The sequence below is a fragment of the Streptomyces sp. NPDC086023 genome, from assembly GCF_044540325.1.
In the GTDB taxonomy this organism is placed as follows: Bacteria; Actinomycetota; Actinomycetes; order Streptomycetales; family Streptomycetaceae; genus Streptomyces.
Genome location: NZ_JBITRX010000021.1, coordinates 44373 through 67460 on the forward strand (window position 1 = coordinate 44373; position 23088 = coordinate 67460).

A 23088-nucleotide genomic window follows, 5' to 3' on the forward strand; every position below is an offset into this window, starting at 1 on the left:
GGCCCGGATGACCACACGTATCCTCCCGGCGGTCGGCGACCCGGACGCCGCCCGCTCCATCACCACCCTCCTCAGCCAGCTCCCGTCCGCGGAGCCCGGCGCGCCCGTCACCGACTCCACCTCGCTGCTCGACACCCTGGCCCGCCTCGCGGCCGAGTCCATCGAGGAGCTGCCCGAGGTCGTCCTCGTCCACGAACGCATCGGCCCGGTCCCGGCCCTCGAACTCATCCGCGAGGTCGCGCTCCGCTTCCCGGCGGTCGGCGTGGTGCTGGTCACGGCGGACGCCGGCCCGGCCCTCTTCTCGGCGGCCATGGACTCGGGCGCCCGCGGCCTGATCGGGCTCCCCCTCTCGTACGAGGAGCTCGCCGCCCGCGTCCAGGCCGCCGCCCAGTGGTCCGTGGGCGTACGCCGCCACCTGGGCCGCGGCGGAGACGTGTTCACCGGCCCCGGCGGCTCCGTCGTCACCGTCACCGGTGCCAAGGGCGGCGTCGGGACCACCTTCGCCGCCGTCCAGTTCGCCCTGGCCGCCGCCGCGTCGGGCCGCCGTACCGCCCTGGTGGACATGGACCTCCAGGCCGGGGACGTCGCCTCGTACCTGGACGTCCAGTTCCGCCGCTCGATCGCGGACCTCGCCGGGATCCAGGACATCTCCCCGCGCGTCCTCCAGGACGCGGTGTACGACCACCGGACTGGGCTGGCCCTGCTGCTGGCCCCCGGCGACGGCGAACGCGGCGAGGAGGTGAACGACCGTGCGGCCCGGCAGATCGTGAGCGCCCTGAGGAACCGGTACGAGCTGGTCGTCATCGACTGCGGCACGCAGATGAACGGCGCGAACGCGGCAGCGGTGGAGATGGCCGACGTCGCCGTCCTGGTGACCACCCCCGACGTGGTGGCGGTCCGGGCGGCCAAGCGCATGGTGCGCATGTGGGAGAGGCTCCAGGTCAGGAAGGCGGAGGAGACGGCGATGGTCGTCAACCGCTACACCAAGCACACCGAGATACAGCCCTCGCTGGTCGAGAAGATCACCAAGACGAAGGTGGCCCGCATCGCGGTCCCGGCCGCCTACAAGGAACTCCAGGGCGTCGTGGACGCGGGCCGCGTCCAGGACCTCGACAACCGCTCGACGGTCAAGCAGGCCCTGTGGGGCCTGGCGGGCGAACTGGGCCTGACGAAGCCCCCGGACGACCAGCCCCGTACCCCGGCGGGCCGCGGCGGGCAACTGGCCCTCCGCGCGGGCGGCGACCGCGGCTCGATCGGCCTGTGGAAGCGCCGCGGCACGGGAGCCCCGGCACTGCCGGCGGGGGAGGGGGACTGAGTGGTGTCCGGGATACGGAGGCTCCGGCCCGCGACCGGCTCGGACCCTGACCGGGACCGGGGGCAGACGGCGGTGGAGTTCGTGGGCACCTGGCCCTTCATCCTGCTGATCGTCGCGGCCGTGTGGGAGTGCGCACTGATCGGGTACGCGTTCATTCTCGTCGGCAACGCGGCGGACGAGGCGTCCCGCGCCGGCGCCGTGCACGGCAGCGCCGCCTGCCAGGCGGCGGCCGAGGAACACATCGCCGCCTCCTGGGGCGTGACCGCGAACTGCCCGCCCAACGGCGGCCGCCTCTACTGCGCCACGGTCTCGGTCAGGGTGCCGGTCCTCTACCCCGGACTCGACCTCGGCGGCATGACCATCACGGGCCGCGGCGGAGCGGTGGACGAGCGGACGGAGGACTGACATGAGGAGAGGGAACGGATGCGACCGCGGGCAGGTCCTCATCGAGTACGCGGGCTTCCTGCCACTGCTGCTCCTGGTCGCCGTCGCGGGCCTCCAGATCGGGTACGTGGCCTACGCGTACGAGCAGGCCGGCACCGCCGCCCGCGCCGCGGCCCGCTACCAGGCGCTGCACGGCACGAACGGCGCCGCGGCCGGCCGGGCAGCGATCAACGACGGCCTCGCCGAGCACTCCACGATCACCGTGGACAGCTCGGGCGACCGGGTCAGGGCCGAGGCACGGCTCCGCATCACCTCGATCGTGCCGGGCCTGAGCTTCGACGACGCCGTCCGCACCGCCACCATGCCGAAGGACGCCGAATGACCTTTCGCGAGGGCCGGGGCGGCCTGAGCGCCCGCATCCAGTCCCCCGAGGAGCACCACAGCGCCCGGGAGGACGGCCACCTGGTCGCCGCGTACCGGGCCAAGCTGCTGGAGGAGATCGACCTCGCGGAGATGTCCTCGCTCGCCACCACCGAGCGCAGGGCACGCCTGGAACGCGTACTCGGCCACATCATCAGCCGCGAGGGGCCGGTCCTCTCGACGGCCGAGCGGTCGCAGCTGATCAGGCGCGTCGTCGACGAGGCGCTCGGCCTCGGCGTCCTGGAGCCGCTCCTGGAGGACGCCTCCATCTCCGAGATCATGGTCAACGGGCCCGACCACATCTACGTGGAGCGGGCCGGGCGCGTGGAGCAGCTCCCCCTGCGCTTCGCCTCGCACGAGCAGCTGATGCAGACCATCGAGCGCATCGTCTCCACGGTCAACCGCCGCGTGGACGAGGCCAACCCGATGGTCGACGCGCGCCTGCCCAGCGGCGAGCGCGTGAACGTCATCATCCCGCCGCTGTCCCTGACCGGCGCGACGCTGACCATCCGGCGCTTCCCGCGGGCCTACACCCTGCAGGAGCTGATCGGCCTCGGCTCCCTCGACGAGCACATGCTGTACCTGCTCGCCGGCCTGGTGCAGGCGAAGATGAACGTCATCGTCTCCGGGGCCACCGGCACCGGGAAGACCACGCTCCTCAACGCCCTCTCCGGCCTCATCCCCGAGGGCGAGCGCATCATCACCATCGAGGACTCCGCTGAGCTCCAGCTCCAGCAGTCCCACGTCATCCGCCTGGAGACCCGGCCCGCGAACGTCGAGGGCAAGGGCCAGATCACCATCCGCGACCTGGTCCGCAACTCCCTCCGCATGCGCCCCGACCGCATCATCGTCGGCGAGGTCCGCGGCGGCGAGACCCTCGACATGCTCCAGGCCATGTCCACCGGCCACGACGGCTCGCTCGCCACCGTCCACGCCAACAGCGCCGAGGACGCGCTGATGCGCCTGCAGACCCTCGCCTCGATGTCCGAGGTCGAGGTGCCCTTCGTGGCGCTCCAGGACCAGATCAACAGCGCCGTCGACGTGATCGTCCAGCTCACCCGCCACGCGGACGGCTCCCGCCGGATCACCGAGATCGCGATCCTCGACTCCCACGGCCGGGAGCCGTTCCGCATCACCTCGGTCTGCCGGTTCCTCGCCCAGCCCATCGCAGGCGACGGACGGGTCTACGGCCACTTCGAGTACCACCCGCTCCCGCGCCGCATCGCCGACCGCCTGTACATGAACAACCAGCCGATCCCGCAGGCCTTCGGGGTCGCCGTGACAGAGGACCAGCTCACCACCCGGATCGCCGACTAGCCGTACCGGCACCACACGACGAGGAAGCCGCCACCCGACATGAACAACATCGCACTGCTCACGATCGGCGTGACCCTGCTGGGCAGCGTCCTGGTGGTCCTCGGCGTGCACGCCTACACCACGGGCAGGGCACAGCGGGCGGCGCTGATCGACCGGCTGTCGTCGGCCGGCCGGATCGAGTCCGGGGGCCGCCGGCGCAGGTTCCGGGGAGTGGACCGCAGACTGCGCAGGACCCGGCTGGGCCTGGCCATCGAGCGCAAGCTCGCCGCGACCGGCCTCGACCTCACGCCCGGCGAGTTCTTCGTCTACATGCTGGGCGGGGTCCTCGGCGTCTGGCTGGTCGCCGCCTCGATGCTCGCGGCCTTCTTCGGACCGGTGGCGGGCCTCATCGGCCTCTGGGGGGCCAACGCCTTCCTCAACTGGCAGCGCGGCAAGCGCATCGAGAAGTTCATCAACCAGCTCCCGGAGCTGTCCCGCATCCTCGCCAACGCCACCCAGGCCGGCCTCGCCCTCCGCACCGCCATCGCCATGGCGGCCGACGAGCTGGAGGCCCCGGCGGGCGAGGAACTGGCCCGCGTCGCCGACCGGCTGGCCGTCGGCGCCTCCATCGACGACGCGCTGGGCGAGCTGGCGGACCGGCTCCCCTCCCGCGAGCTGGTCGTCCTGGTCACCACCCTCGTCCTCTCCAGCCGGGCCGGCGGCGCGATCGTCGGCTCCCTGCGGAACCTCACCGTCACGCTGGAGCAGCGCAAGGAGACCCGGCGCGAGATCAAGACCCAGCTCTCCCAGGTCACGGTCACCGCGTACGCCGTACCCGTCATCGGCGTCGGATCGCTGCTGATGGTGGACGCGATGATGCCCGGCGCACTCGACCGCATGACCGGCGCCTTCATCGGCCAGACCGCCGTGATCATCGCCATCGGCCTCTTCACGGCCGGCTTCGTCATCATCCGCCGCCTGTCCAAGATCGACGTCTGAGGGAGCAGAACATGACCGCCCTCCTGCTCGCCCTCGCCGCCGCCCTCTGCGTCATGGGCGCCTTCCACGGCATCCGGATGTACCGCGCCGAGGTGAAGCTCCCCTCGGACCTCGTCCTCGCCCTGGAGGTCGGCTCCACCCGCACCTCCGCGGCCGGCTCCGTCATCGACCGCATGGGCATCCGCTACGCCCCCGCCGTCCTGCGCATGATGGGCCCGGCCCGGGTCGGCAGGAAGCGCAAGCAGATCGACATGGCCGGCAACCCCGGCGGTCTCACCATCGACCGCTACGCCGCCCGCCGCGCCGTGTACGCGGCCCTCGGCGGCGTCGGCGCCTTCGCGATGCTGATCAACGGGCAGCTCGTACTCGCCCTGCTCATGATCGCCTTCGGCGCCTTCTGGATCGAGGTCGGCCTCTGGTCCGCCGTCCGCGTCCGGCGCGACGACATCGAGCGCACCCTGCCCGACTTCCTCGACGTCCTCGCGGTCGTCGTCAGCGCCGGCCTCAGCTTCCGCCAGGCCCTGGAGCGGGTCGCGGACAAGTACCGGGGACCCTGGTCCGACGAGGTGCGGATCACCCTGCGCCAGATGGACATGGGCGTCAGCCGCCGCCAGGCCTTCGACGAACTGCGCCAGCGCAACGACAGCGAACAGGTCGCCCAGTTCGTCACCGCGCTCCAGCAGGGCGAGGAGCTCGGCTCGCCGATCGTGGAGACGCTCATCCAGATCGCCGAGGACATGCGCCGCGCCGACGCGCAGAACGCCCGCCGCCGGGCCGCCCGCGCTGTCCCCAAGGCCACCTTCGCCGTCACCACGTTCATGCTGCCCGGCACGCTCATACTGCTGGTCTGCGGGTTCATCTACGGCGCCAACCTCGACTTCGACGCCTTCCTGGGCGGGTGAGGCGCCGTGTACTCCGGCACGACGAACCCGACCCTCCAGCTCCGCGGCCCGCTGCGCGAGCTGGAACGGGTGCGCGCCCTCCCGCAGCAGCAGCCCGCCCCCGCCCTGTCGATCCAGATCAACGCCCTCCAGGCCATGTGCCGCCAGGTCTTCGGCTTCCGGCTGGCGATGATCGCCCTGGGCACGCCCTTCGCCCTCGGGCACACCGCCCCGGGCCTGGCGACCTGGCTGGTCGGCGGCGCCGTACTGGTCACCTTCATGGGCTCGTACCTGCTCTTCCGCGACTGGGAGCGCTTCGGCCCGCTGCTGCTGAAGTACCGCTGGGTGCTGGCCGTCGACATGTTCTTCAGCACCCTGCTGCTGGTCACGGCTTCGCCGGAGTCGCCGCTGGGCTTCGTGATCGTCTGCACCCCGCTGCTGGCCGGACTGGTCTACGGGTGGCGCGGCTCCGCCATCTACGCCGCCCTCCAGGCCAGCGCCGTCGCGGGGGTGTACGCGGCCGACTCCGGCCTGAACGCCACGGCCGTCGGCGCCGTCATGCTGCCGGGGCTCTGCCTCATCGCGGGCGCCGTCGGCGTGGCCCTGCGCAACCTCCTCTTCCGCTTCGGCACCGCGAGCCAGGCGCTCACCGAGACCCGGGCCCGCCTCGCCGTCACCGAGGCGGTGGGCGAGGAGCGGTCCCGCCTCGCGCGGGAGATGCACGACTCGGTGGCCAAGACCCTGCACGGCCTCGCCCTGGCCGCGGACGGGCTGGCCTCCTCGGCCGGCCGCATGGACCCGCTCACGGTGAAGCACCAGGCCGAACTGGTGGCGCGCTCGGCCCGCCGGGCGGCCGCCGAATCGCGCGAACTGCTGGCGGACCTGCGCCGCGACGGCGACCTGGGCGGCGGCGTGCAGGTCGGCGAGGAACTCGACGCACGCGTACGCGACTTCGGTGCGCGGACCGGCATCCCGGCCGAGTTCCGGCAGCTCGGATCCACCCCCGCCCCCGCCGTTCCGCACACCGTCGCCCGCGAACTCCTCACCGTCGCCTCCGAAGCCCTGGAGAACGCCCACCGGCACGCACAGGCCCGGCACGTCGTCGTGGAGGCCGGCATCGTCAACAGCCTGCTCCGCATCAGCGTGCTGGACGACGGCAAGGGCCTGCCGCCCGGCACCACCCTCGAAGAACTCCGCAGGTCCGGCCACTTCGGCCTGGTCGGCATGGTCGAGCGCGCCGCCTCCATCGGCGCCCGCATCCGCATCGGCCGCGGCCGCACCGCCTCGGGCACGGAGGTACGCCTGGACCTGCCGGTCGCGGCCCTGACCCCGGCCCAGGGCCTGCCCCTGAGTCCTACCCAGGCCCCGTCCCCGACCCCGCACTAGAGCGACCGGCTCACCCACGTCCCCGCAACCCACGAGAGGAGGCCGCACCCATGCCGGACGACCCGTTCCACGTGTCCCAGCACAGCAGCTCGGGAGCCGCATCGCTCCGCTCCGAGCACACGCCCGCCCACGTGCCGATTCCCCTGCCGGCCGCGGCGTTCCCCGATCCCTTCCCGTCCCCTCCGCTGCGCGTGGTCGTCGCCGACGACAACCCCGTCGTACGGGCGGGCCTCACGGTCCTCCTCGGCGGCCGCGAGGACATCCAGGTGGTCGCCGAGGCCACCGACGGCCGCCAGGCCGTCCAACTCGCCCAGCAGCACCGCCCCGACGTGGTCCTGCTCGACGTGCGGATGCCGGGCGTCGACGGCATCTCCGCGCTGCCGTACCTGGTGCAGATCGCGCCGGTGATGATGTTGACGTACAGCCGTGAGAACGAGATCGTCCGTGAGGCGCTGAGGCTGGGCGCCGGCGGGTACCTGGTGCACGGCGAGTTCACCGCCGACCAGCTGGTGCATGCCGTAAGGGACGTCAAGGAGGGCCGGGCCCACTTCACGGCGACGGCCGCGGGTGCGTTGCTGGCGCAAGTGCGGGAGGGGGCGACGGGCCGGGATTCGCTGCCGGAAGGGCTGGGGCAGGTCTTCGCTACGGGGGTTCCCTACGCCGGAAATCCTCAGCAGACCCCTTCGCAAACGCAATCTCGTATGGCACAGTCTTCTGAGCGGTCACACAATCACACGGGTTTCGGGCTGAGTTCGAGGGAGGTGGAGATCATGGACCTGATCGCTTCCGGGATGAACAACCAGCAGATCGCCGCCACCTGCTTCATCAGCGAGAAGACGGTCAAGAACCACATCAACCGGATCTTCGCGAAGCTCCACACCGCCAGCCGCAGCGAGGCCATCGCGGTCTGGCTGGGCACGGCCCGCCCGGGGGTGGGCCATGCGTGAGGCCGGTAGTGCGGGCCCGCGGGCCCAGGCCCCGGATTGGGCCCGCGGTTGGGCCCTGGGACCCTCAGCCGGGAGGGGTTCCCGCCCGTACGTTTCTCGTGTCGAAAGCGGCACCGGCGAAGACGCCGGGGAGTCCGCAGGCACTACAGAGACTTGCGCGTCGGCCGATCACCGGTCGGCCGGACCGGGAGGGGAATCCCATGTCGAACGACAAGATGCTCAAGGCCGCCATCGACACCAAGATCCGCGTGAACGGCTGGGCCAACACCGCGGTGACCCGCATTCAGAAGCGGTACGCGAACCTGGACCGCGGCCAGACGGCCTTCGAGTACCTGGGCATCATCCTGGTCGTGGTGGCGCTGATCCTCGCGATCGTGGCGTCGGGCATCGGCGCGGAGATCACCAAGAAGATCAAGGAGCAGGTCGAGAAGATCAAGGCCGGCTGATCTTGCACGTCGGTCTCAAGCAGGACAAAGGGCAGGCCTTCCCCATCTACGTCGTAGTGGTGGCGGGCCTGCTCTTTGCCGCGTTCGCTTTCTTCGCCGTCGGCATGGCCTCCGCCACCCGGAGCACAGCACAGGGTGCCGCTGACGCCGCCGCCCTCGCCGCGGCCACGGACGCCCGTGACCACCTCAAGCCCGGCCTCAGCCTCGGACTGCTCAAGCGGGAGGACTGGGAGAAGCTCCTGCGGGGCGAGCTCCTGGACCTAGAGGGTGCCTGCGGGGCGGCGCGCGCCCTCGCGGCGGACAACCGTGCGTCCTTGGAGTCGTGCTCGGTCGTGCTTCCGCGCTTCGAGGCGTCGGTCAAGACCGACAAGGCGGTCGGCGAGTCCGTGGTCCCGGGGACCAGCACCATGCACGGGACCGCCGATGCCGCCGCCGTGATCGAGCCGCGCTGTCAGCTGGGCGACGACCCGGTGGACCCAGGCGACGGTGACGACCCGCCGCCCGGCGATGACGACGACAAGCCGAAGCCCTTCGACCTGAAGTGCAAGGGCGGAGACGTGACGTTCGATCCCCTCAACCCGGATCCCTGGCGCGAGCTGGCAAAGCTCCTCTTCAGCGTGCGACTGGTCGACTAAAGCGAACGACAGACAAGGAAGCGGCACACATGAGCATTCGGCAGACGATGAAGGTCCGCGGGGGAGCGGCCGCTGTAGCCATGGCGGCAGCGCTGACCCTCACGTTGGCCGGTTGCGGTGGCGGGGATGACGGGAAGCAGCCCGACAAGGCTGGCCAGTCGTCGGCCGCGAAGCCGCAAGGGGGCGGGAGCGCTAGCCCTAATGCTGATGAGACGCCTGGCGACGACCAGGTACTTGCGACCGTGCGCGGCCGCGAAGGCACGGTACTGACCATCAGTTCCGCGAGTCGCGACGCAGGCGGCTTCATCACGATCAATGGCCAGATCAAGAACACCGGCGACAAGACCTTCGTGGACACAGCGCCGTGGCGAGGCAACGAAGAGGCCGTCGTTGCGAGTGGCGAGTCCGTTGCAGGCGCCACCTTGACGGACCCCGTGGGCAAGAAGCGCTATTACGTGCTCCGGGACACGGACGGAAAGTGCTTGTGCACCATGGGTGTCTCCAGCATCGATGCCGGTCAGTCTGTGCCCTTCTTCGCCCAGTTCCCCGCGCCGCCAGAGGGCACAGCCGAGGTCTCCTTCCAACTGCCCACCTTCGCCGCCGCCACCGTCAAGATCTCGGGATGAGGCCATGACCGAGAACCAACTTCGGCGCTCACCAAAGCCATCGCACCTCGCCGCCATCACGGCCGCGGCCACCCTCCTGATCACGGGCGCCCACGTCCTCGGTGCCACTGCCGCGAGGGCCGACGACAAGCCGTCCGTGCCGCCCGGCACCGAGGCGTCGTCGCAGCCCGACGTCCCCATCGACTCCAACTCCCCCGGTCTCAAGCTCCCCCAAGGCGCCACCCTCGCCCCGCCCAAGGTGCTCGACATCGCTCAGGTCGTCGAGGACCTCGGTGGCGAGGAGCGCCGCCAGGACACCAACGAGACCATCATGATGGCGTTGCAGGCCGAGGTGCTGTTCCCCAAGGACAGCGCCGTCCTCAACGCCCAGGCCACCGCCCGCATCCAGGCCATTGCCGCCGAGATCAACAAGCAGAAGGCCACCAAGGTGCGCGTCTTCGGCTTCACCGACAACCTCGGCACCTACGAGCACGGCAAGGTGCTCTCCAAGCAGCGCGCCGACGCCGTCCAGCGGCAGCTCGCCAAGGACCTCGACCCCGGCATCACCTTCGACATCCGCGGCTACAGCGAGGACTACCCGATCGCCGACAACGGCACCGAGGAAGGCCGCAAGAAGAACCGCCGCGTCGAGATCTCGTTCCCGCGCGGTGAGGGCGGCCAGTAGCCAGGGAAGAAGCAGTACAGGAACGAACGAACCCACCGACCCCGCACCGTCGGTCCACGCACGAACCGGCCCCGCCACCCACCCGGCGGGGCCGGTTCTGCCACGTGCACGCGCAGCAGCCAGGGGGAGACGAAGCGATGGCCGGTTCGGGTACAGCCTTGAGACGCGGGTACGGGCATGGGTACGGGTACGGAGGGGACGGGCGGCCCGGGGCCGGTTCGGGGATGCCCACGCAGCTGCGGGCCGTCGTGGTCCTGCTCTACGTGCTGTTCGGGTTCACCCTGCTCGGCGCCGCCGGCATGCTGCTGGCCCAGGGGCGGCTGGACGCCGCACTGTTCGGGAGCCTCGCCGTCACCGCCGCGCCCGGGCTGCTGGCGTGGGTGCTGGCCCGGCTGGTCAGGACCGGTGGGCTGGTGGTCTGGGCCGGGATCGTGCTCGTACAGGCCTGGCTGCTGCTCTTCGCCGCCGCCACCGCCGCCTTCCGGGGCGACCTGCGCGGGTACAGCCAGCTCCTCGTACCGATCCTTATCGTCCTCGCGCTCGCCCACCCGGAGAGCCGTGCGTGGTTCGGGATCGGGCGTCGGGGGAGGGGCGGGGACCGGGGGCAGAGCGCCGTCGAGTACCTGGGCATCGTCCTCGTCGTGGTCGTGGTCATCGGGGCGATGGCGGTCAGCAGCGTGGGCGGCCAGATCACCGGGCGGCTTGAGCAGGCCGTGTGCGCCCTGGGTGGCGGCGGGTCCTGTGGCGGGGACGGTACGGATGATCTGGCCGGCAGGCCGCTCATGAGGCCGCCGTGGCCCGCCGACCCCACCGATGAGCCCGGCCCCGGCGGCGGTCGGCAGCGCGGCGAGGACGACAGCTCCGACGGCCGACGGCGCGCGAGCGGCGGCCTCGAAGGCGGCAGCACGGCGGCCGGCCTGGGCGGCGGCGCCATCGGTGGCGGCGGGGGAGCGCTGGGCGGCGTCGGGACCGGTGCCGTGGGCGGCGGCGGTGGGGGCGCGCTCGGCGGCGTCGGTGGCGGTGCCGTGGGCGGCGGCGGTGGCGGAGCCGTGGGCGGCGCCGGCGGAGGCGCGGCCACCACGGAGGGCCAACGGGCCACCAACGGCGGTACGGAAGGCCGACGGCACGCCACCTCCGGCGCCACCGAAGGGCGACGCGGCATTGGCGAGGGCGCCACCCAAGGGCAGCGCGGCAGCGGAGACGGCGGCCAGGAGGGCACCCGACGCCGGGCCGGCGACTTCCTCCAGGACGCCGGCGCCATCCTCATCCCCGGATACGGCGCCGGAGGCATCGGCGGCGCGGGCGGCGCCATCGGGAACGCCGAACGCGGGCGCCGGGGCTAGGACCCGGCAGCCGCAAACGTGGAAGTGTCGAGCTCGAAGCCGAACGGCTCGGGGATGCGCAGCGGCGCCCAGAACGACACCGCCGTCCTGGACCGGTAGCCGTTCGGCGAGGGGCCGGAGAGACAGGTGATCTCCGACCCCTGATCCCGCCGGGCCCCCGGCATCTCGACAACGAGGCACACAGGGACGAGCCGGCCGTACGCGTCCAGCCTCTCGCTCTTGTCGGGGCCCCTCTTGGCGACCGACGTGAACTCGGCGACGAGTGACAGTGCCCCCGCGTCCGCGTGCCGGCCCTCCCTCTCGAAGGCGGCGAGGTCCGCCACGTAGAGGTCGGGCCCCTGTGCGCTGCGCGTGGCCGGGAAGCTGAACAGGACGGGGGCCGACTCGGCGACGTGCCCGGTCGGCGCGTGCGGCTGAAGCTGTCTGCGCAGCTCACGCATGGGCCGGAAGAAGCGCAGCTCGGGGCCCGGGGAGACGGGCTCGGTCATGGCTGTCACCGCGGTCCTCTGGTGCGGCTGCGGCTGCGGCTGCTGCGCGCTGCTGCGAGGCTTCCATTGCCTGCACTCAGGCTAGGGGCGGACGCAGCCGCCCGCGTCCGTGCCGCTCCGCTCCCCCGGGGGGACGACGAGGAGCTCCGCCATGGCGCGCGCCTGCGCGGCCGGTGCCGGCGTGGGGGAGGTCGCCACCCCCGCCACCACCGTCGCCCCCTCCACCAGCACCATCAGCCGGTCGGCGAGGTCGTCACCCCCGCCCACCCCCTCGGCCAGCTCGCCCAGGAACCCCCGCAGCCGCGCCTTGTGGGCCCGTACGGCCTCGGTCACCGCCGGCACCGCGGTGCCCAGCTCCCCGTACGCGTTCAGGAAGGCGCACCCGCGGAAGCCGGGCTCGGCGAACCACTCGCCCAGCCAGTCGAAGACGGCGAGCAGCCGCTCGCGGGCGTCCGGGCGCGCGAGTACGTACGTACGCAGCGAGGTCGTCCACCGCTCGTCCCGGCGCTCCAGGTACGCCGCCACGAGCGCCTCCTTCGCAGGGAACTCGCGGTACAGCCGCTTGAGCGGGACGCCGGACTCGGCGCGCAGCCGGTCCATGCCGACGGCCTGCACGCCGTGGGCGTAGAAGAGCGCCTCGGCGGCGTCCAGCAGCCGGGTCCTGGTCTCGGTGTCGGTGCTCATGCCGCCATTGTCGCTTGCGGGGAGAACGGTCGTTCTCTACGCTCCGAGGCAGAGCGGAGAACGATCGTTCTCGACCCCTCTCCGCCCTCTCCGACCACCGAAGGGATCCGCCATGAGCCCGCGCCCGCCCCTGCCCCCGTTCACCGAGGAGTCCGCCCGCGCCAAGGTCCAGGCCGCCGAGGACGCCTGGAACACCCGCGACCCCGAGCGCGTCGCCCTCGCCTACACCGAGGACTCGGTCTGGCGGAACCGCGACCGCTTCCTGACCGGCCGCGAGGAGATCCGCGCCTTCCTCCGCGAGAAGTGGCAGCGCGAGCTGGACTACCGGCTGCGCAAGGAGCTGTGGGCGTACACCGGCAACCGCATCTCGGTCCGCTTCGAGTACGAGTGGCACGACGCGGACGGCCAGTGGTGGCGCAGCCACGGCAACGAGCAGTGGGAGTTCGACGGGGACGGGCTGATGCGCCGCCGCGAGGCGAGCATCAACGACGTCCCCATCGACGAGTCCGACCGCCGGCTCTGACCTCCAGCCGTCAGCTGTACAGCGACCAGTGGTGGTCGTCGCTGTCGCTGCAGTAGTAGAGCGTCAGCTTCGCGTCGTTGCCGCCGGTCCGCACCCCGTCCACGTCGAGGCACAGCCCGCTGGCCTGGTTGACCAGCCAGTGGTGGCCGTCCGGCCGCTGTAGCCGGCCCGTAGTTCGGGACGTCCAGGCAGAGCCCGTCCTTCGCGTTGCGGATCGTGTACTGGGCGTACCCGCCGACGACGCCCTGGTAGTCGAAGTGGAAGAGCTGGTTGTCGCCGGTGGTGCCGTTGCAGGTGTACTGGAACACGCCGCCGCCCACCGTGCCGCCGCCGTAGTTCGGGAGGTCGACGCACTTCCCGGTGACGTTGTTGAAGATCAGGTACGGGCGGCCGCGAGGGCCGCCGCGGACGCCTCGCCCATGGGGCCGAAGGTGAGCAGCGCGACGGCTGCGGAGAAGGTGGCGCCTAACCGTGCGATGCGCCTGCCGAGCTTCTTCATGGGGCTGGGTTCCTTCCGTGGTGCGTGGACGTACGGAATGACCTGGCGCCCGGAATGCTGTCGCGCCCCCGGCCGGCGTGCGGCGGGGGCGCGGGGGAATGGCCGGTTCCCGGACCGAGTCCGGCCGGCCGCGAGTTGTTGACGGGGACTGGGGCCCGACCCTGACCCGCCACGTGGGCCCCGCCCCGCCGGACGCCTACAGCAGATGGTCCGCCTTGCCTGCCTTGATGTCCCGGATCAGCTGCCGGAGCGCCTCGCCGGAGTCGGTGAGGTACCGGTCCTCGCTCCCGGCGACGGCGATGTAGCTGTTCCCTTCTACGTCAACGCCGATGCGGTAGCAGCTCGCACCTTCGGCGCAGAACGGTTCTTCCCAGGTGATGTCGGCCATCGGGTCTCCTTACAAGAGGTGGTCCGCTTTGCCGGCCTTGATGTCGCGGACCAGTCGTCGAAGCGCTTCGCCGGTGTCAGTGAGGAAATACTCTTCCTGCCCTGCCACGGCGATGTAGCTGTTCCCTTCCGCGTCCGTGCCGATGCGGTAGCAGGAGTTCCCTTCGCCGCAGAACGGTTCTTCCCAGTTGACCTCGGGCATGTCGTCGCCTCTCATAGCCGGCTCGCAAGCGTGTGGATGAAGTCCCTCGAAGCGGAGGGGGACAGCGCGAGCTTCTCCATCAGATCCAAGTGCGCGCGGTACTTGGTGAGCTGGGCCTCGGCATAGAGGAAGTCAGGGCCGTGGGAATTGTCGACCTGGACGGTGTCGAGCTCGCGCACGGGGCCCTCTGAGTAGAAGACCGTCTGGCCCGCCCCGGGGAAGCCGCCCGCCTCGAAGGGCAGCACGAGCAGGGTGACGTTGTCCTGCTCGGACCGGTCCAGCAGGTGTTGCAGCTGGGCCCGCGCAACCGCGCGTCCGCCGAACTGCATGCGCAGGGCGGCCTCGTGGACGATCGCGACGAGCTCGCGCACGCGCTCCCCTTCCAGCACCTGCTGACGCTCGACGCGGTGCGCCAGCCGGAGCGCGACCTCATGCTCGGGCAGGGCCGGGATCACCATCCGGAACACCGCGAGCGCGTGGTCGGAGGTCTGGAGCAGACCGGGCATGTGCACGGAGTACGCGCCGCGCATGCGGGTGCTGTGGGCCTCCAGCTCGGCGATGTCAAGCAGCCCCTGCGGGAGCTGGCCGCGATAGCGGTCCCACCACTTCCGGCCCCCGCTCCCCATCAGTGCCACGAGCCCCTCTACGTACCGCTTGTCGGTCACGTCGCAGTTGCAGGCCAGCGTCCGCAGACGCTCGGGGCTGATGGCACGGGTGCCCGCCTCCATCGCGGAGATCGCCCCGCGGTCCACGCCCAGGAGCCCGGCCGCGAACTCCGCGGAAACGCCCGCGGCGGCGCGCATCCGTCGCAGCTCGAACCCGAGCCGCTTCTGGCGCTCCGTGGGCGATGTCCTCGCTGTCATGACGTGCAGTCTTACGCGCCCCCGGCCGCTCGTGCCACGGGCGGACTACATCTTTGGCCGACCGGGCCAAATTTGGCCCGTGCCGCGATACATTGGGTAACGCACCGCTCACGCAACGGGAGTTGAAGCGCATCGGATGGGTATGCCCATGCCTACCGACAGGCCACAACCACCACACCCGCACCGTGTAGCCACTCGTGCGCGTCGAACTCGCCAGCCCCATCAGTCACGTATGCCACAAACGCCACGTCACTCAAGGGAGTCCGCGATGCTCAGCCCCTTCCTGCCCGCGTCCCGCGCCACCGGATGCCCCGCCTCACCCCCGGCGTCGGCATGGCGTACGGACGTACCGCCGCCCGAAGGGCTCGCGTGCAGCCTGACCGTGCCCGGGGAGCCGTACAGCGGGCGCATCGCGCGCAGCACGGTCACCGCCGCTCTCCGCGCGCACCGCCTGGACCGCTTCGTGCCCGTCGCCGAACAGGTGACCGGCGAAATGGTCGCGGCCGCCTGCCACCTGAACCCGGGCCAGGAGCTCTACCTCTCCGCCCGCTACCGCGACGACGCGCTCCGGCTGATCGTCTACGACGGCCACGCCTCCCACGAGAGCCCCCGCCTTGCCGCCCTCTGCGAGGCCCGGCGCCGCTCCGCGCTCCGCCTCCTCGCGGTCATCGTCCGCGAGTGCGGCGGCGCCTGGGGCTTCGGCGACTCCCGCGAACCGGGCGGCGGCACTCGCACGTGGGTGACCCTCCCGCGCAAGGGTGCCCACGCCTACTGGACCCCGCAGCGCCCCGCCTGACGTTCCCGGTATCGGCCATTCCAGACGGATTGTATTCACGCCAGCCAATAGCAAAGCGAACGCGTTCCCGAAAATCCCCCTTCTGTTCGATCTCCCGCGTGTAGGTTGTGCCTGGTTGCCATGGAACGGGAGTTCGCCGCGCGCGCCATGAGGTGCGTGTTGCTCTGGGGAGGGCGTCATGGGATCTCGGGTTTCTTTACGTTTGCGTTCGTTAGCTGTCCTCGGCTTGGTGCTGTCCCTCGCGAGCGGCACCGTCTCGGCCCAGGCCGCGCCGCCGCCGAAGGCCGCGAGTCCCTCGGTCGCACCGGCCCGGGAGCTACCGCTTTCCGGGCCGCAGGCACCATCGGCGGCGGAGGCGCGCCCGACGACGAGTGACGCCGTGTACGCCTACGACGCCGCGGGCCGGCTCGTCGGCATCACGGATCCCGCGGGCGAGACGGCCCGCTACCGGTACGACGAGGCGGGCAACCGCCTCGGCATCGACCGTTACCCGTCCACCCGGGTCTCCGTTCTCTCCGTGGTCCCGCCGAGGGCCGCGAAGGGGCAGCAGGTCACCGTCTCCGGTACCGGCTTCTCCGCCACGCGTGACGCCAACCTCGTCTCCTTCGGTGACAGGTCGGCGACCGTGCTCTCGGCGACCAGGACCCGGCTCGTCGTGAAGGTGCCGTCCGGAGCAGCCGGCGGCAAGGTCAAGGTGACCGTGACCGGCAAGGCCGCCGAGTCGGCCGAGGTCTTCGCCCTGGCCGGAGCCGGTCCGTCGGTGACCAGGCTGGCCCCGGTCGCCGCCGGGTCCGGAACGTCCGTCGTCATCACGGGTTCCCGGTTCTCCACGTCCCTCACCGCCAACGTCGTCCGGTTCAACGGCGTGCTGGCCGAAGTGACGGCCCGTACCGCGACGACCCTCACCGTGAAGGTCCCACCCGGCGCCACCACCGGGCCCGTCTCGGTCAGCACACCCGACGGCGGGGCCTCGAACACGCCCGCGTTCACCGTCCTCCAGCCCGCGGGCGAGGTCGAAACGTCCGTCTCCACTTCGTACACCGACACCTCGCCACCCGTCGTGAAGGTGGCGACGCCGGGCAACACCGCCGAGGTCCACTTCGAGGGAGAGGCCGGTGACGGGGTCGGCTTCGGCATCGACCAGTCGACGTTCACCGACCTGGTCGCGCTCAAGCTGACCGACCCCCAGGGCAACCAGGTCGAGGGCACCACGTACATCTCCGACTCCGACGAGCAGGCCGACTGGGAGGTCCGGCGACTCCCCGTGGCAGGCCGCTACACCCTTCAGGTCGTCCCGGGTACGACGAACAGCGGGCAGGCGCGGATCACCGTGTCCCTGGCCAGTCGCGCGGAGAAGCTCACGGCCACGGGCGCGGCGAGCACCCTGACGACCACCCGCCTCGGCCAGGACGCCCGGGTGGCCTTCGCCGGGAAGAAGGGCGAGCACCTTTCGCTCGGGCTGACCGACAACACGTTCACCGAGTCAGTGCGCGTCAGCGTCTTCGCACCTTCCGGCACGGAGGTCTTCGATTCCGGCTACACCGGTGCAGGCACGTCCAACACGCTCGGCCTCGCGGAATTGCCCGAGACGGGGACGTACGAGGTGCTCGTCGACCCGATGTACGGGGCCTCCGGCTCGGCGGCGCTCACACTGTCCGCGGACGTGACGGTCAAGCCGCCGGTGGACGGTGCCTCGGCGCGTGCCACCGTGGTCCGCCCCGGCCAGCGGATACGGGCGCCCTTCACGGTTCCGGCCGGCGGGGAGCTCGGGTTCGGCTTCACCGGCAACACCCTGGCCCAGGACTTGGATCTCCGCCTGACGAAGCCGGAGGGCGGGACCTCCTACTTCACCTCCCTTGAGAAGGGGACCGAAGGCGTCGCCTACTCCGAGGGCCTCGCGGCGGGCGAGAGCCGGTCGCTGATCGTCGAGCCGGGGCAGGCGGCCACCGGAACCTTCGACCTGTGGCTGTCCAAGCCGGTCCAGCTCGGGACCTTCAAGCCGAACACTCCCACCACGGCGAAGCTCGCACGCCCAGGGCAGCAGTTCCTCTTCGACTTCGCGGCGAAGGCGGGCGACGGCAACAGCATCCTCTTCACCGGCTCCACCCTGGAGCGCACCCGCGTCATGACGCTGTCGCCGGGGCAGAGGTACCCGGAGACCGACTCGGTCGACGGTCCGTCGGACGACGTCGACGAGCGGGCGCCCCTGGCCGCGGGTACGCATCGGGTGGTGGTCCGGCCCGTCTCCAAGACGACCGGACAGGCCACTCTCACGCTCGTGCCCGATGCCGCCAGCGGGGCCCTGACCGTGGGTGGGGACAAGCGGGCGGCTGCCCTGACCAAGGCCGGCCAGAACGCCCGCTACACCTTCAGCGGGACCAAGGGCCAGAAGCTCACCCTCGCGGTCGGCAAGGCCCCCGCAGCCTGGGCACTGTCCGTACGCCAGCCCGACGGCCACTGGCTGCACAACGGCCGGTACATGTCCAAGGACGAGACGAGCACCGCCCTCTACGAGCTGCCGGACTCCGGCACGTACACGGTCACCGCAGCGCCGTACGGCCAGGAGACGGGCGAGGTGTCCCTCGGGCTGGCCAACACGCCGGCCACGACGGCAGCCCCCAGCACGCGAGCCGTCACGCCCACGAAGCGGTCCGGCTCAACCCCCCGGGGACCCGACGCCTGGCAGCCCACCGCGACCAACCTCGCCGGGACGGACTGGCTCACCGGCAAGGCCGACGCCTCCGCATCCGGCGCGAGCGGCCTGCGCGCTCCCGCCGGCCACACGGCCCTGACCGGGCGTGTCCTCAAGCTGGACGGCAGCCCGCTCGCCCGGGTCACCGTCCGCGTGGGCACCAGGACCGCCCGCACGGACGCCCAGGGCCGCTTCCTCCTCGACGGCATCGCGGACGATGCCCGCACCCTCGTGGTCGACGGCTCCACGGCCAACACCCCCCAGCGCAGCTACGGCCGCTTCGACATCCACATCGAGCCGCGGCCCGGTACCACTCGCCAGCTCGGCTTCCCGGTGTGGATGACCCCGCTCGACACCCGCAACACGGTGCGCTTCGATGCCCCGGCCAAGCGGGAGGTCGTTCTGACCACCCCGCAGATCCCCGGACTCGAAGTGCGCATCCCGAAGGGCTCGGTGGTCCGCGACGAGCACGGCAAGCCGGTCACCGAGCTCGGCATCACGGCCATCCCGGTAGACCGGCCGCCGTTCCCGCTGCCGAAGAACAGCGTGGTCCCGGTCTACTTCACGGTCCAGCCGGGCGGCACGTACGTCTTCCCCGAGGGCGCGCAGGTCGTCTACCCCAACTACACGCACGAACCCGCCGGTACGCGCGTGGAGTTCATGGACTACGACCCGGCGAAGCGCGGCTGGTACGTCTACGGCCGCGGTCAGGTCTCCGCAGACGGGCGCCAGGTCGTCCCGGACGCCACGACCCGCGTCTGGGCCTTCCACGGGGCGATGTTCAACATCTCCGACCTCATCCCGTGGGACATGTCATGGTTCAAGGACGTGATCGACTGGCTTTCCGGCGACCCCGTCGACCTCAGCACCGGACTCCTCACGGACAGCCGTACCGACCTCGCCGTCGGCGGCCCGCTCGGCACCGCCGACGTCACCCGGACCTACTGGCAGGGCGACACCCGTAAACGGGCCTTCGGCATCGGGCGCGACCTCTCGTACAACGCCTTCCTGCACTCGGAGAAGCAGTACCAGGAGGTCGACCTCTACGTGCCGGGCGGCGCGAAGGTCCACTTCAAGCGCACATCGCCGGGCACCGGCTACCTCGACGCGGTCTTCGAGCCGGTCGACACCCCGTCCGAACTGCGTGGCGCGAAGATCGTCAACGACCAGGCGGGCGCCTGGGAGCTGCGCTTCCGGGACGGCGGCGTCTGGGTCTTCCCGCAGTACGCGCCGCTCAAGGAGGTCCGGGACCGGCACGGCAACGCGATCAAGCTCACCCGCCTCAGCCGCGACAAGGGCGAGATCACCCGGATCAGCGCCCCCGGCGGCCGCTGGGTCAGCCTCTCCTACGACACCCAGCACCGGGTGAAGGAAGCCAGGGACAACACCGGCCGCAAGGTCGCCTACGCGTACGACGGCGCCGGCTGCCTCGCGTCCGTGACCGACCCGGCGGGCAAGACCAGCCGCTACACGTACGACGGCACCAGCAACCGCATCAAGACGGCCGTGGACGCCCGCGGCATCACCTTCCTGACGAACACCTACGACGCCAACGGCCGCGTCAAGCAGCAGACGCTGCCGGAGGGGGCCTCGTACGGCTTCACCTACGCGACCAACGCGGCCAAGAAGGTGACGGCAGCCACCGTCACCCAGCCCGGCGGCTCGGTGCGACGCGTGGAGTTCGACGCCTCCGGCTACGGCGTGTCCGACACCCAGGCGTACGGCACGACCCTCGCCCGCCGCACCGAGTACAAGCGCGGCTCCTACCACCGGATCGACGCGGTCACCGACCCGTACGGCCGGCGCACGGACCTGACGTACGACGCGAACGGCCATGTGACCTCGGCGAAGGAGCTGGCCGGCACGCCCAACGCCCGCACCACGGGTTCGGCGAAGTACGCGGGCCCGTTCGACCAGGTCAGCGAGGCCAAGGACGCGCTCGGCAACCTGACGCGGTTCGCGTACGACGGCAAGGGCGATCTGAAGCAGGTCACCGACCCGGAGGGCAGGAACACGACGTTCACGTACGCCCCCGACGGCCAGGTGGCCTCGGTCACCGACCCGGTGGGGACGACGGCCTACGGCTACCGGGGCGGCGATCTCGTCTCCGTCACCGACGCGCAGGGCACCAGCCGCAGGACGCTGGACGCGGCAGGGCGCGTGACCGCGGTGACCGACGAGGCCGGATCCCGCACGACGATCAGCTACGACGTGCTCAACCAGCCCAAGAAGGTCACCGACCCGCTCGGCCACGCGATCGCCTACGGCTACGACGCGAACGGCAATCTCACGAGCCTCACGGACACCCGGGGCAACACCACTGCCTGGACCTACGACGGAGCCGACCGCCCCAAGGCGGCGGTGGACCCGCTCGGCGCCAAGGCGACCTTCGCATACGACCCGGCGGGCCGCGTCAAGCGTGTCACCGACCGCCTCGGCAAGGCCGCGACGGCGTCGTACGACCTCCTCGGCCGGCCGAAGGAGGCGCGCTACGGGGTCGACCTGGCGGGGAACGCCGAATCCTCGGCCACGTACGCCTTCGACAAGGCCGATCTGCTCTCGAAGATCACGGACACGAAGCTCGGCGGCACGTCCTTCGCGTACGACACGCTGGACCGGCTCACCACGACCACCGGACCGACGGGGACCGTCGGCTACACCTACGACGCGGCCGACCGGCGCCTGACCATGACGGCGGCCGGTACCAAGACGACGTACGGCTACGACGACTCATCGATCCTCACGTCCGTCACCAGCGGGACCCAGAAGGTCAGCTTCGGGCTCGACGCAGTCGGTCGCGAACGTACCGCGAAGCTGCCGAACGGCATCGAGCGGACCACGGACCTGAGCCCGACCGGACTGGTCGAGAGCATCTCGTACACCAAGGGCACCACGAAGATCGGGGACCTGCGGTACACCCGGGACGCCCGCGGCCTGCAGACAGGGCTGAAGGGCTCGCTGGCGCGGGTGGCCCTGCCGGCGGCCGAGTCCGGCTCGGTCTTCGGCAAGGACAACCGGCTGACGAAGTTCGGCGACCGGTCCCTGACCTACGACGCCGAGGGGCAGCTGAAGAGCGACGGGCTGCGCACCTACAAGTGGGACGCACGGGGCCGGCTGGCAGGGGTGACGAAGACCGGGCAGAACTCGACCTTCGGCTACGACGCCCTGGGCAACCGCATCCAGACGGTGGTCGGCGACTCCAAGCGCCGCTTCCTGACGGACGCGTCGAACCCGCTGGTGGAGCAGACGGGTTCCGGGTCGACCGCCGCCACGGTGGCGACCTCTGGCTTGGACGAGTTCCTGACCCGTACGGAGGGCGGCAAGACCCAGGTCTACCTGACGGACGCCCTGGGCACGGTCGTCGGCCTCGCCGACCCGGACGGATCGGTGGCCACCCGCTACACGTACGACCCGTACGGCCAGCCGGCCAGGTCGGGCAAGGCCACCTCCAACCGGCAGACCTTCACGGGCCGCGAGGCGGACGGCACGGGCCTGCTGTACTACCGCGACCGCTACTACGACCCGGAGACGGGCCGGTTCATCTCGCAGGACCCGAGCGGCTTCGCGGGCGGCCCGAACCTGTACGAGTACGCCTTGTCGTCCCCGACGACGTACACGGACCCCACGGGCAACAACCCCCTCCTGCTCGGGTGCGTGGGCGGCGGAGTGCTCGACGGCCTGCTCGACTGGGGCTCCCAGCGGCTCTCCGGGCGCAAGACCAACTGGGCCCAGGTCGGCCGCGCGGCGGCCATGGGCTGCGCGATGGGCATGCTGGGCGCCTGGGCCGGTGCCAAGTGGGCCATGCCGGGCTGCGGCCTCGGCAACAGTTTCACCCCCGATACGCCAGTCCTGATGGCGGACGGCTCCCGCAAGCGGATCGCCGACGTGGCGGTGGGCGACCGCCTCCTGGCCACGGACCCGGAGACGGGGGAGACCAGCGCCCAGCCGGTCACGGCCCTGATCCAGGGCTCGGGCGAGAAGCAACTCGTGGACATCGAGGTATCGGCCCCGGACGGCACCCGCTCCACCCTCACGGCCACGGAAGGCCACCCCTTCTGGGTCGCGTCCACCGCAACCTGGACCCCGGCCTCCGCCCTGACGGCAGGCACCTGGCTCCGGACTTCGGCCGGCACCTTCGTCCGCGTCACGGCGGTCGCCCACCACACGGGATTGGGCGAGGTCTTCAACCTCACGGTCGCTGGGCCCCACACCTATTACGCCCTGGCTGGTCCGACACCGGTCCTGGTCCACAACTGTGGGCGTAGGACATGGTCCGACGTGGGAATGAGCCCGCGTGACGCCAAGCGCATTCAGAACGCCGCGGACAAACTCGGCCGCCCGATCATTGTGGTCGGCAGCCGGGCGAGGGGGCCGCGGACGGTCGACAACCCGAAGGGCTTTGGCCCCGAGTCTGATTGGGACTTCATCTTGGACGGCCCGTCAAGGAAGCGACACGGCGTCAAGAATTCACTGCCGCGCGGGACAGGATCAGGCGAAGGCAGCGGTCGAGGGCGGGATTTTTGGCAGAGCTACAATCCGAACACGAACGTCGATGACTATGCGGAGCTTGATCCTTCGTTGCCGCACGTCATTTTCGAGCCCCGAGGGTGAT

General features: G+C 71.2%; 22 protein-coding genes and 1 pseudogene. 16 read left to right on the forward strand and 7 right to left on the reverse strand.

Translation table 11 applies throughout. The features are described from left to right. The first annotated feature begins 7 nt into the window (after nt 1–7). The 13 genes from ACIF6F_RS31040 (at nt 8) to ACIF6F_RS31100 (ending at nt 11342) form a co-directional block, all read left to right on the forward strand. Nucleotides 8–1315 carry a CpaE family protein gene (locus ACIF6F_RS31040; RefSeq protein ID WP_399954388.1) on the forward strand — a complete coding sequence of 436 codons (1308 nt, stop codon included), beginning with the start codon at nt 8–10 and terminating at the stop codon, nt 1313–1315. 3 nt (nt 1316–1318) lie between these two features. Then, nucleotides 1319–1720, forward strand: a complete 402-nt coding sequence (locus ACIF6F_RS31045; protein WP_399954391.1) for a TadE/TadG family type IV pilus assembly protein — start codon at nt 1319–1321, stop codon at nt 1718–1720. Nucleotide 1721: 1 nt separating this feature from the next. Then, nucleotides 1722–2081 (forward strand): TadE/TadG family type IV pilus assembly protein, encoded by a 360-nt coding sequence (locus ACIF6F_RS31050; RefSeq protein WP_399954394.1) that lies wholly within the window; start codon nt 1722–1724, stop codon nt 2079–2081. Beyond that, a complete protein-coding gene (locus ACIF6F_RS31055) occupies nt 2078–3436 on the forward strand; it encodes a CpaF family protein (RefSeq protein ID WP_399954397.1) in 1359 nt (452 codons plus the stop codon). Before ACIF6F_RS31050 ends, ACIF6F_RS31055 begins: the two co-directional genes overlap by 4 nt. A 39-nt stretch (nt 3437–3475) precedes the next feature. Continuing rightward, a complete protein-coding gene (locus ACIF6F_RS31060) occupies nt 3476–4414 on the forward strand; it encodes a type II secretion system F family protein (RefSeq protein WP_399954401.1) in 939 nt (312 codons plus the stop codon). 11 nt (nt 4415–4425) lie between these two features. Next, on the forward strand, nt 4426–5316 hold the full coding sequence (locus ACIF6F_RS31065) for a DUF5936 domain-containing protein (protein WP_399954404.1): 891 nt from the start codon (nt 4426–4428) through the stop codon (nt 5314–5316). A 6-nt stretch (nt 5317–5322) separates the two neighbouring features. Beyond that, nucleotides 5323–6681, forward strand: coding sequence for a sensor histidine kinase (locus ACIF6F_RS31070; protein ID WP_399954407.1), 1359 nt, complete (start codon nt 5323–5325; stop codon nt 6679–6681). Nucleotides 6682–6731: 50 nt separating this feature from the next. Further along, nucleotides 6732–7628, forward strand: coding sequence for a response regulator (locus ACIF6F_RS31075; RefSeq protein WP_399954410.1), 897 nt, complete (start codon nt 6732–6734; stop codon nt 7626–7628). Between the two features lie 215 nt (nt 7629–7843). Further along, nucleotides 7844–8074 carry a hypothetical protein gene (locus ACIF6F_RS31080; protein ID WP_399954603.1) on the forward strand — a complete coding sequence of 77 codons (231 nt, stop codon included), beginning with the start codon at nt 7844–7846 and terminating at the stop codon, nt 8072–8074. Between the two features lie 2 nt (nt 8075–8076). Next, complete coding sequence (locus tag ACIF6F_RS31085; RefSeq protein WP_399954413.1) at nt 8077–8709, forward strand: pilus assembly protein TadG-related protein; 633 nt, start codon at nt 8077–8079, stop codon at nt 8707–8709. A 29-nt stretch (nt 8710–8738) separates the two neighbouring features. Beyond that, nucleotides 8739–9335 carry a hypothetical protein gene (locus ACIF6F_RS31090; RefSeq protein ID WP_399954417.1) on the forward strand — a complete coding sequence of 199 codons (597 nt, stop codon included), beginning with the start codon at nt 8739–8741 and terminating at the stop codon, nt 9333–9335. Nucleotides 9336–9339: 4 nt separating this feature from the next. After that, nucleotides 9340–9999, forward strand: a complete 660-nt coding sequence (locus ACIF6F_RS31095) for an OmpA family protein (RefSeq protein WP_399954420.1) — start codon at nt 9340–9342, stop codon at nt 9997–9999. A gap of 224 nt (nt 10000–10223) precedes the next feature. Next, a complete protein-coding gene (locus tag ACIF6F_RS31100) occupies nt 10224–11342 on the forward strand; it encodes a hypothetical protein (protein WP_399954423.1) in 1119 nt (372 codons plus the stop codon). Here ACIF6F_RS31100 and ACIF6F_RS31105 read toward each other — a convergent pair. Together ACIF6F_RS31105 and ACIF6F_RS31110 are read right to left on the reverse strand one after the other, a co-directional pair. Beyond that, nucleotides 11339–11830, reverse strand: coding sequence for a Uma2 family endonuclease (locus ACIF6F_RS31105; RefSeq protein ID WP_399954426.1), 492 nt, complete (start codon nt 11828–11830; stop codon nt 11339–11341). The two genes, ACIF6F_RS31100 and ACIF6F_RS31105, sit on opposite strands and share 4 nt — an antisense overlap. Before the next feature lie 81 nt (nt 11831–11911). Further along, on the reverse strand, nt 11912–12514 hold the full coding sequence (locus tag ACIF6F_RS31110) for a TetR/AcrR family transcriptional regulator (protein WP_399954429.1): 603 nt from the start codon (nt 12512–12514) through the stop codon (nt 11912–11914). Between the two features lie 112 nt (nt 12515–12626). Here ACIF6F_RS31110 and ACIF6F_RS31115 point away from each other — a divergent pair, with 112 nt between their 5' ends. Continuing rightward, on the forward strand, nt 12627–13037 hold the full coding sequence (locus ACIF6F_RS31115) for a nuclear transport factor 2 family protein (protein ID WP_399954434.1): 411 nt from the start codon (nt 12627–12629) through the stop codon (nt 13035–13037). A gap of 224 nt (nt 13038–13261) precedes the next feature. Here ACIF6F_RS31115 and ACIF6F_RS31120 read toward each other — a convergent pair. From ACIF6F_RS31120 to ACIF6F_RS31140, 5 genes and pseudogenes are all read right to left on the reverse strand, one after another. Then, nucleotides 13262–13417: pseudogene (locus tag ACIF6F_RS31120) on the reverse strand (hydrogenase expression protein); the annotation flags it as partial. Then, entirely contained in the window at nt 13414–13536 is a 123-nt protein-coding gene (locus tag ACIF6F_RS31125) for a hypothetical protein (protein ID WP_399954437.1), read from the reverse strand. The pseudogene ACIF6F_RS31120 and the gene ACIF6F_RS31125, both read right to left, overlap by 4 nt. A 196-nt stretch (nt 13537–13732) precedes the next feature. After that, a complete protein-coding gene (locus ACIF6F_RS31130) occupies nt 13733–13924 on the reverse strand; it encodes a hypothetical protein (protein ID WP_399954440.1) in 192 nt (63 codons plus the stop codon). 9 nt (nt 13925–13933) lie between these two features. Beyond that, a complete protein-coding gene (locus tag ACIF6F_RS31135) occupies nt 13934–14125 on the reverse strand; it encodes a hypothetical protein (protein WP_399954443.1) in 192 nt (63 codons plus the stop codon). 11 nt (nt 14126–14136) lie between these two features. After that, nucleotides 14137–14988: a helix-turn-helix domain-containing protein gene (locus ACIF6F_RS31140; protein ID WP_399954446.1), complete on the reverse strand. Its 852-nt coding sequence runs from the start codon at nt 14986–14988 to the stop codon at nt 14137–14139. Between the two features lie 268 nt (nt 14989–15256). On the opposite strand from ACIF6F_RS31140, the gene ACIF6F_RS31145 reads away from it, so the two are divergent. After that, the gene (locus ACIF6F_RS31145; RefSeq protein WP_399954449.1) at nt 15257–15784 is read left to right on the forward strand and encodes an ATP-binding protein; all 528 of its coding nucleotides are present in this window, start codon (nt 15257–15259) and stop codon (nt 15782–15784) included. Nucleotides 15785–16163: 379 nt separating this feature from the next. Continuing rightward, entirely contained in the window at nt 16164–23087 is a 6924-nt protein-coding gene (locus tag ACIF6F_RS31150; RefSeq protein WP_399954452.1) for an RHS repeat-associated core domain-containing protein, read from the forward strand. The last annotated feature ends 1 nt before the right edge of the window (nt 23088 follow it).

Excerpts from the sequence above, each read along its gene's own strand:
- ACIF6F_RS31040 (WP_399954388.1), top strand. The coding sequence starts at position 8 with ATGACCACACGTATCCTCCCGGCGGTCGGCGACCCGGACGCCGCCCGC.
- ACIF6F_RS31050 (WP_399954394.1), top strand. The coding sequence starts at position 1,722 with ATGAGGAGAGGGAACGGATGCGACCGCGGGCAGGTCCTCATCGAGTAC.
- ACIF6F_RS31055 (WP_399954397.1), top strand. The coding sequence starts at position 2,078 with ATGACCTTTCGCGAGGGCCGGGGCGGCCTGAGCGCCCGCATCCAGTCC.
- ACIF6F_RS31060 (WP_399954401.1), top strand. The coding sequence starts at position 3,476 with ATGAACAACATCGCACTGCTCACGATCGGCGTGACCCTGCTGGGCAGC.
- ACIF6F_RS31065 (WP_399954404.1), top strand. The coding sequence starts at position 4,426 with ATGACCGCCCTCCTGCTCGCCCTCGCCGCCGCCCTCTGCGTCATGGGC.
- ACIF6F_RS31075 (WP_399954410.1), top strand. The coding sequence starts at position 6,732 with ATGCCGGACGACCCGTTCCACGTGTCCCAGCACAGCAGCTCGGGAGCC.
- ACIF6F_RS31080 (WP_399954603.1), top strand. The coding sequence starts at position 7,844 with ATGCTCAAGGCCGCCATCGACACCAAGATCCGCGTGAACGGCTGGGCC.
- ACIF6F_RS31090 (WP_399954417.1), top strand. The coding sequence starts at position 8,739 with ATGAGCATTCGGCAGACGATGAAGGTCCGCGGGGGAGCGGCCGCTGTA.
- ACIF6F_RS31095 (WP_399954420.1), top strand. The coding sequence starts at position 9,340 with ATGACCGAGAACCAACTTCGGCGCTCACCAAAGCCATCGCACCTCGCC.
- ACIF6F_RS31100 (WP_399954423.1), top strand. The coding sequence starts at position 10,224 with ATGCCCACGCAGCTGCGGGCCGTCGTGGTCCTGCTCTACGTGCTGTTC.
- ACIF6F_RS31105 (WP_399954426.1), bottom strand. The coding sequence starts at position 11,830 with ATGACCGAGCCCGTCTCCCCGGGCCCCGAGCTGCGCTTCTTCCGGCCC.
- ACIF6F_RS31110 (WP_399954429.1), bottom strand. The coding sequence starts at position 12,514 with ATGAGCACCGACACCGAGACCAGGACCCGGCTGCTGGACGCCGCCGAG.
- ACIF6F_RS31115 (WP_399954434.1), top strand. The coding sequence starts at position 12,627 with ATGAGCCCGCGCCCGCCCCTGCCCCCGTTCACCGAGGAGTCCGCCCGC.
- ACIF6F_RS31125 (WP_399954437.1), bottom strand. The coding sequence starts at position 13,536 with ATGAAGAAGCTCGGCAGGCGCATCGCACGGTTAGGCGCCACCTTCTCC.
- ACIF6F_RS31130 (WP_399954440.1), bottom strand. The coding sequence starts at position 13,924 with ATGGCCGACATCACCTGGGAAGAACCGTTCTGCGCCGAAGGTGCGAGC.
- ACIF6F_RS31135 (WP_399954443.1), bottom strand. The coding sequence starts at position 14,125 with ATGCCCGAGGTCAACTGGGAAGAACCGTTCTGCGGCGAAGGGAACTCC.
- ACIF6F_RS31140 (WP_399954446.1), bottom strand. The coding sequence starts at position 14,988 with ATGACAGCGAGGACATCGCCCACGGAGCGCCAGAAGCGGCTCGGGTTC.
- ACIF6F_RS31145 (WP_399954449.1), top strand. The coding sequence starts at position 15,257 with ATGCTCAGCCCCTTCCTGCCCGCGTCCCGCGCCACCGGATGCCCCGCC.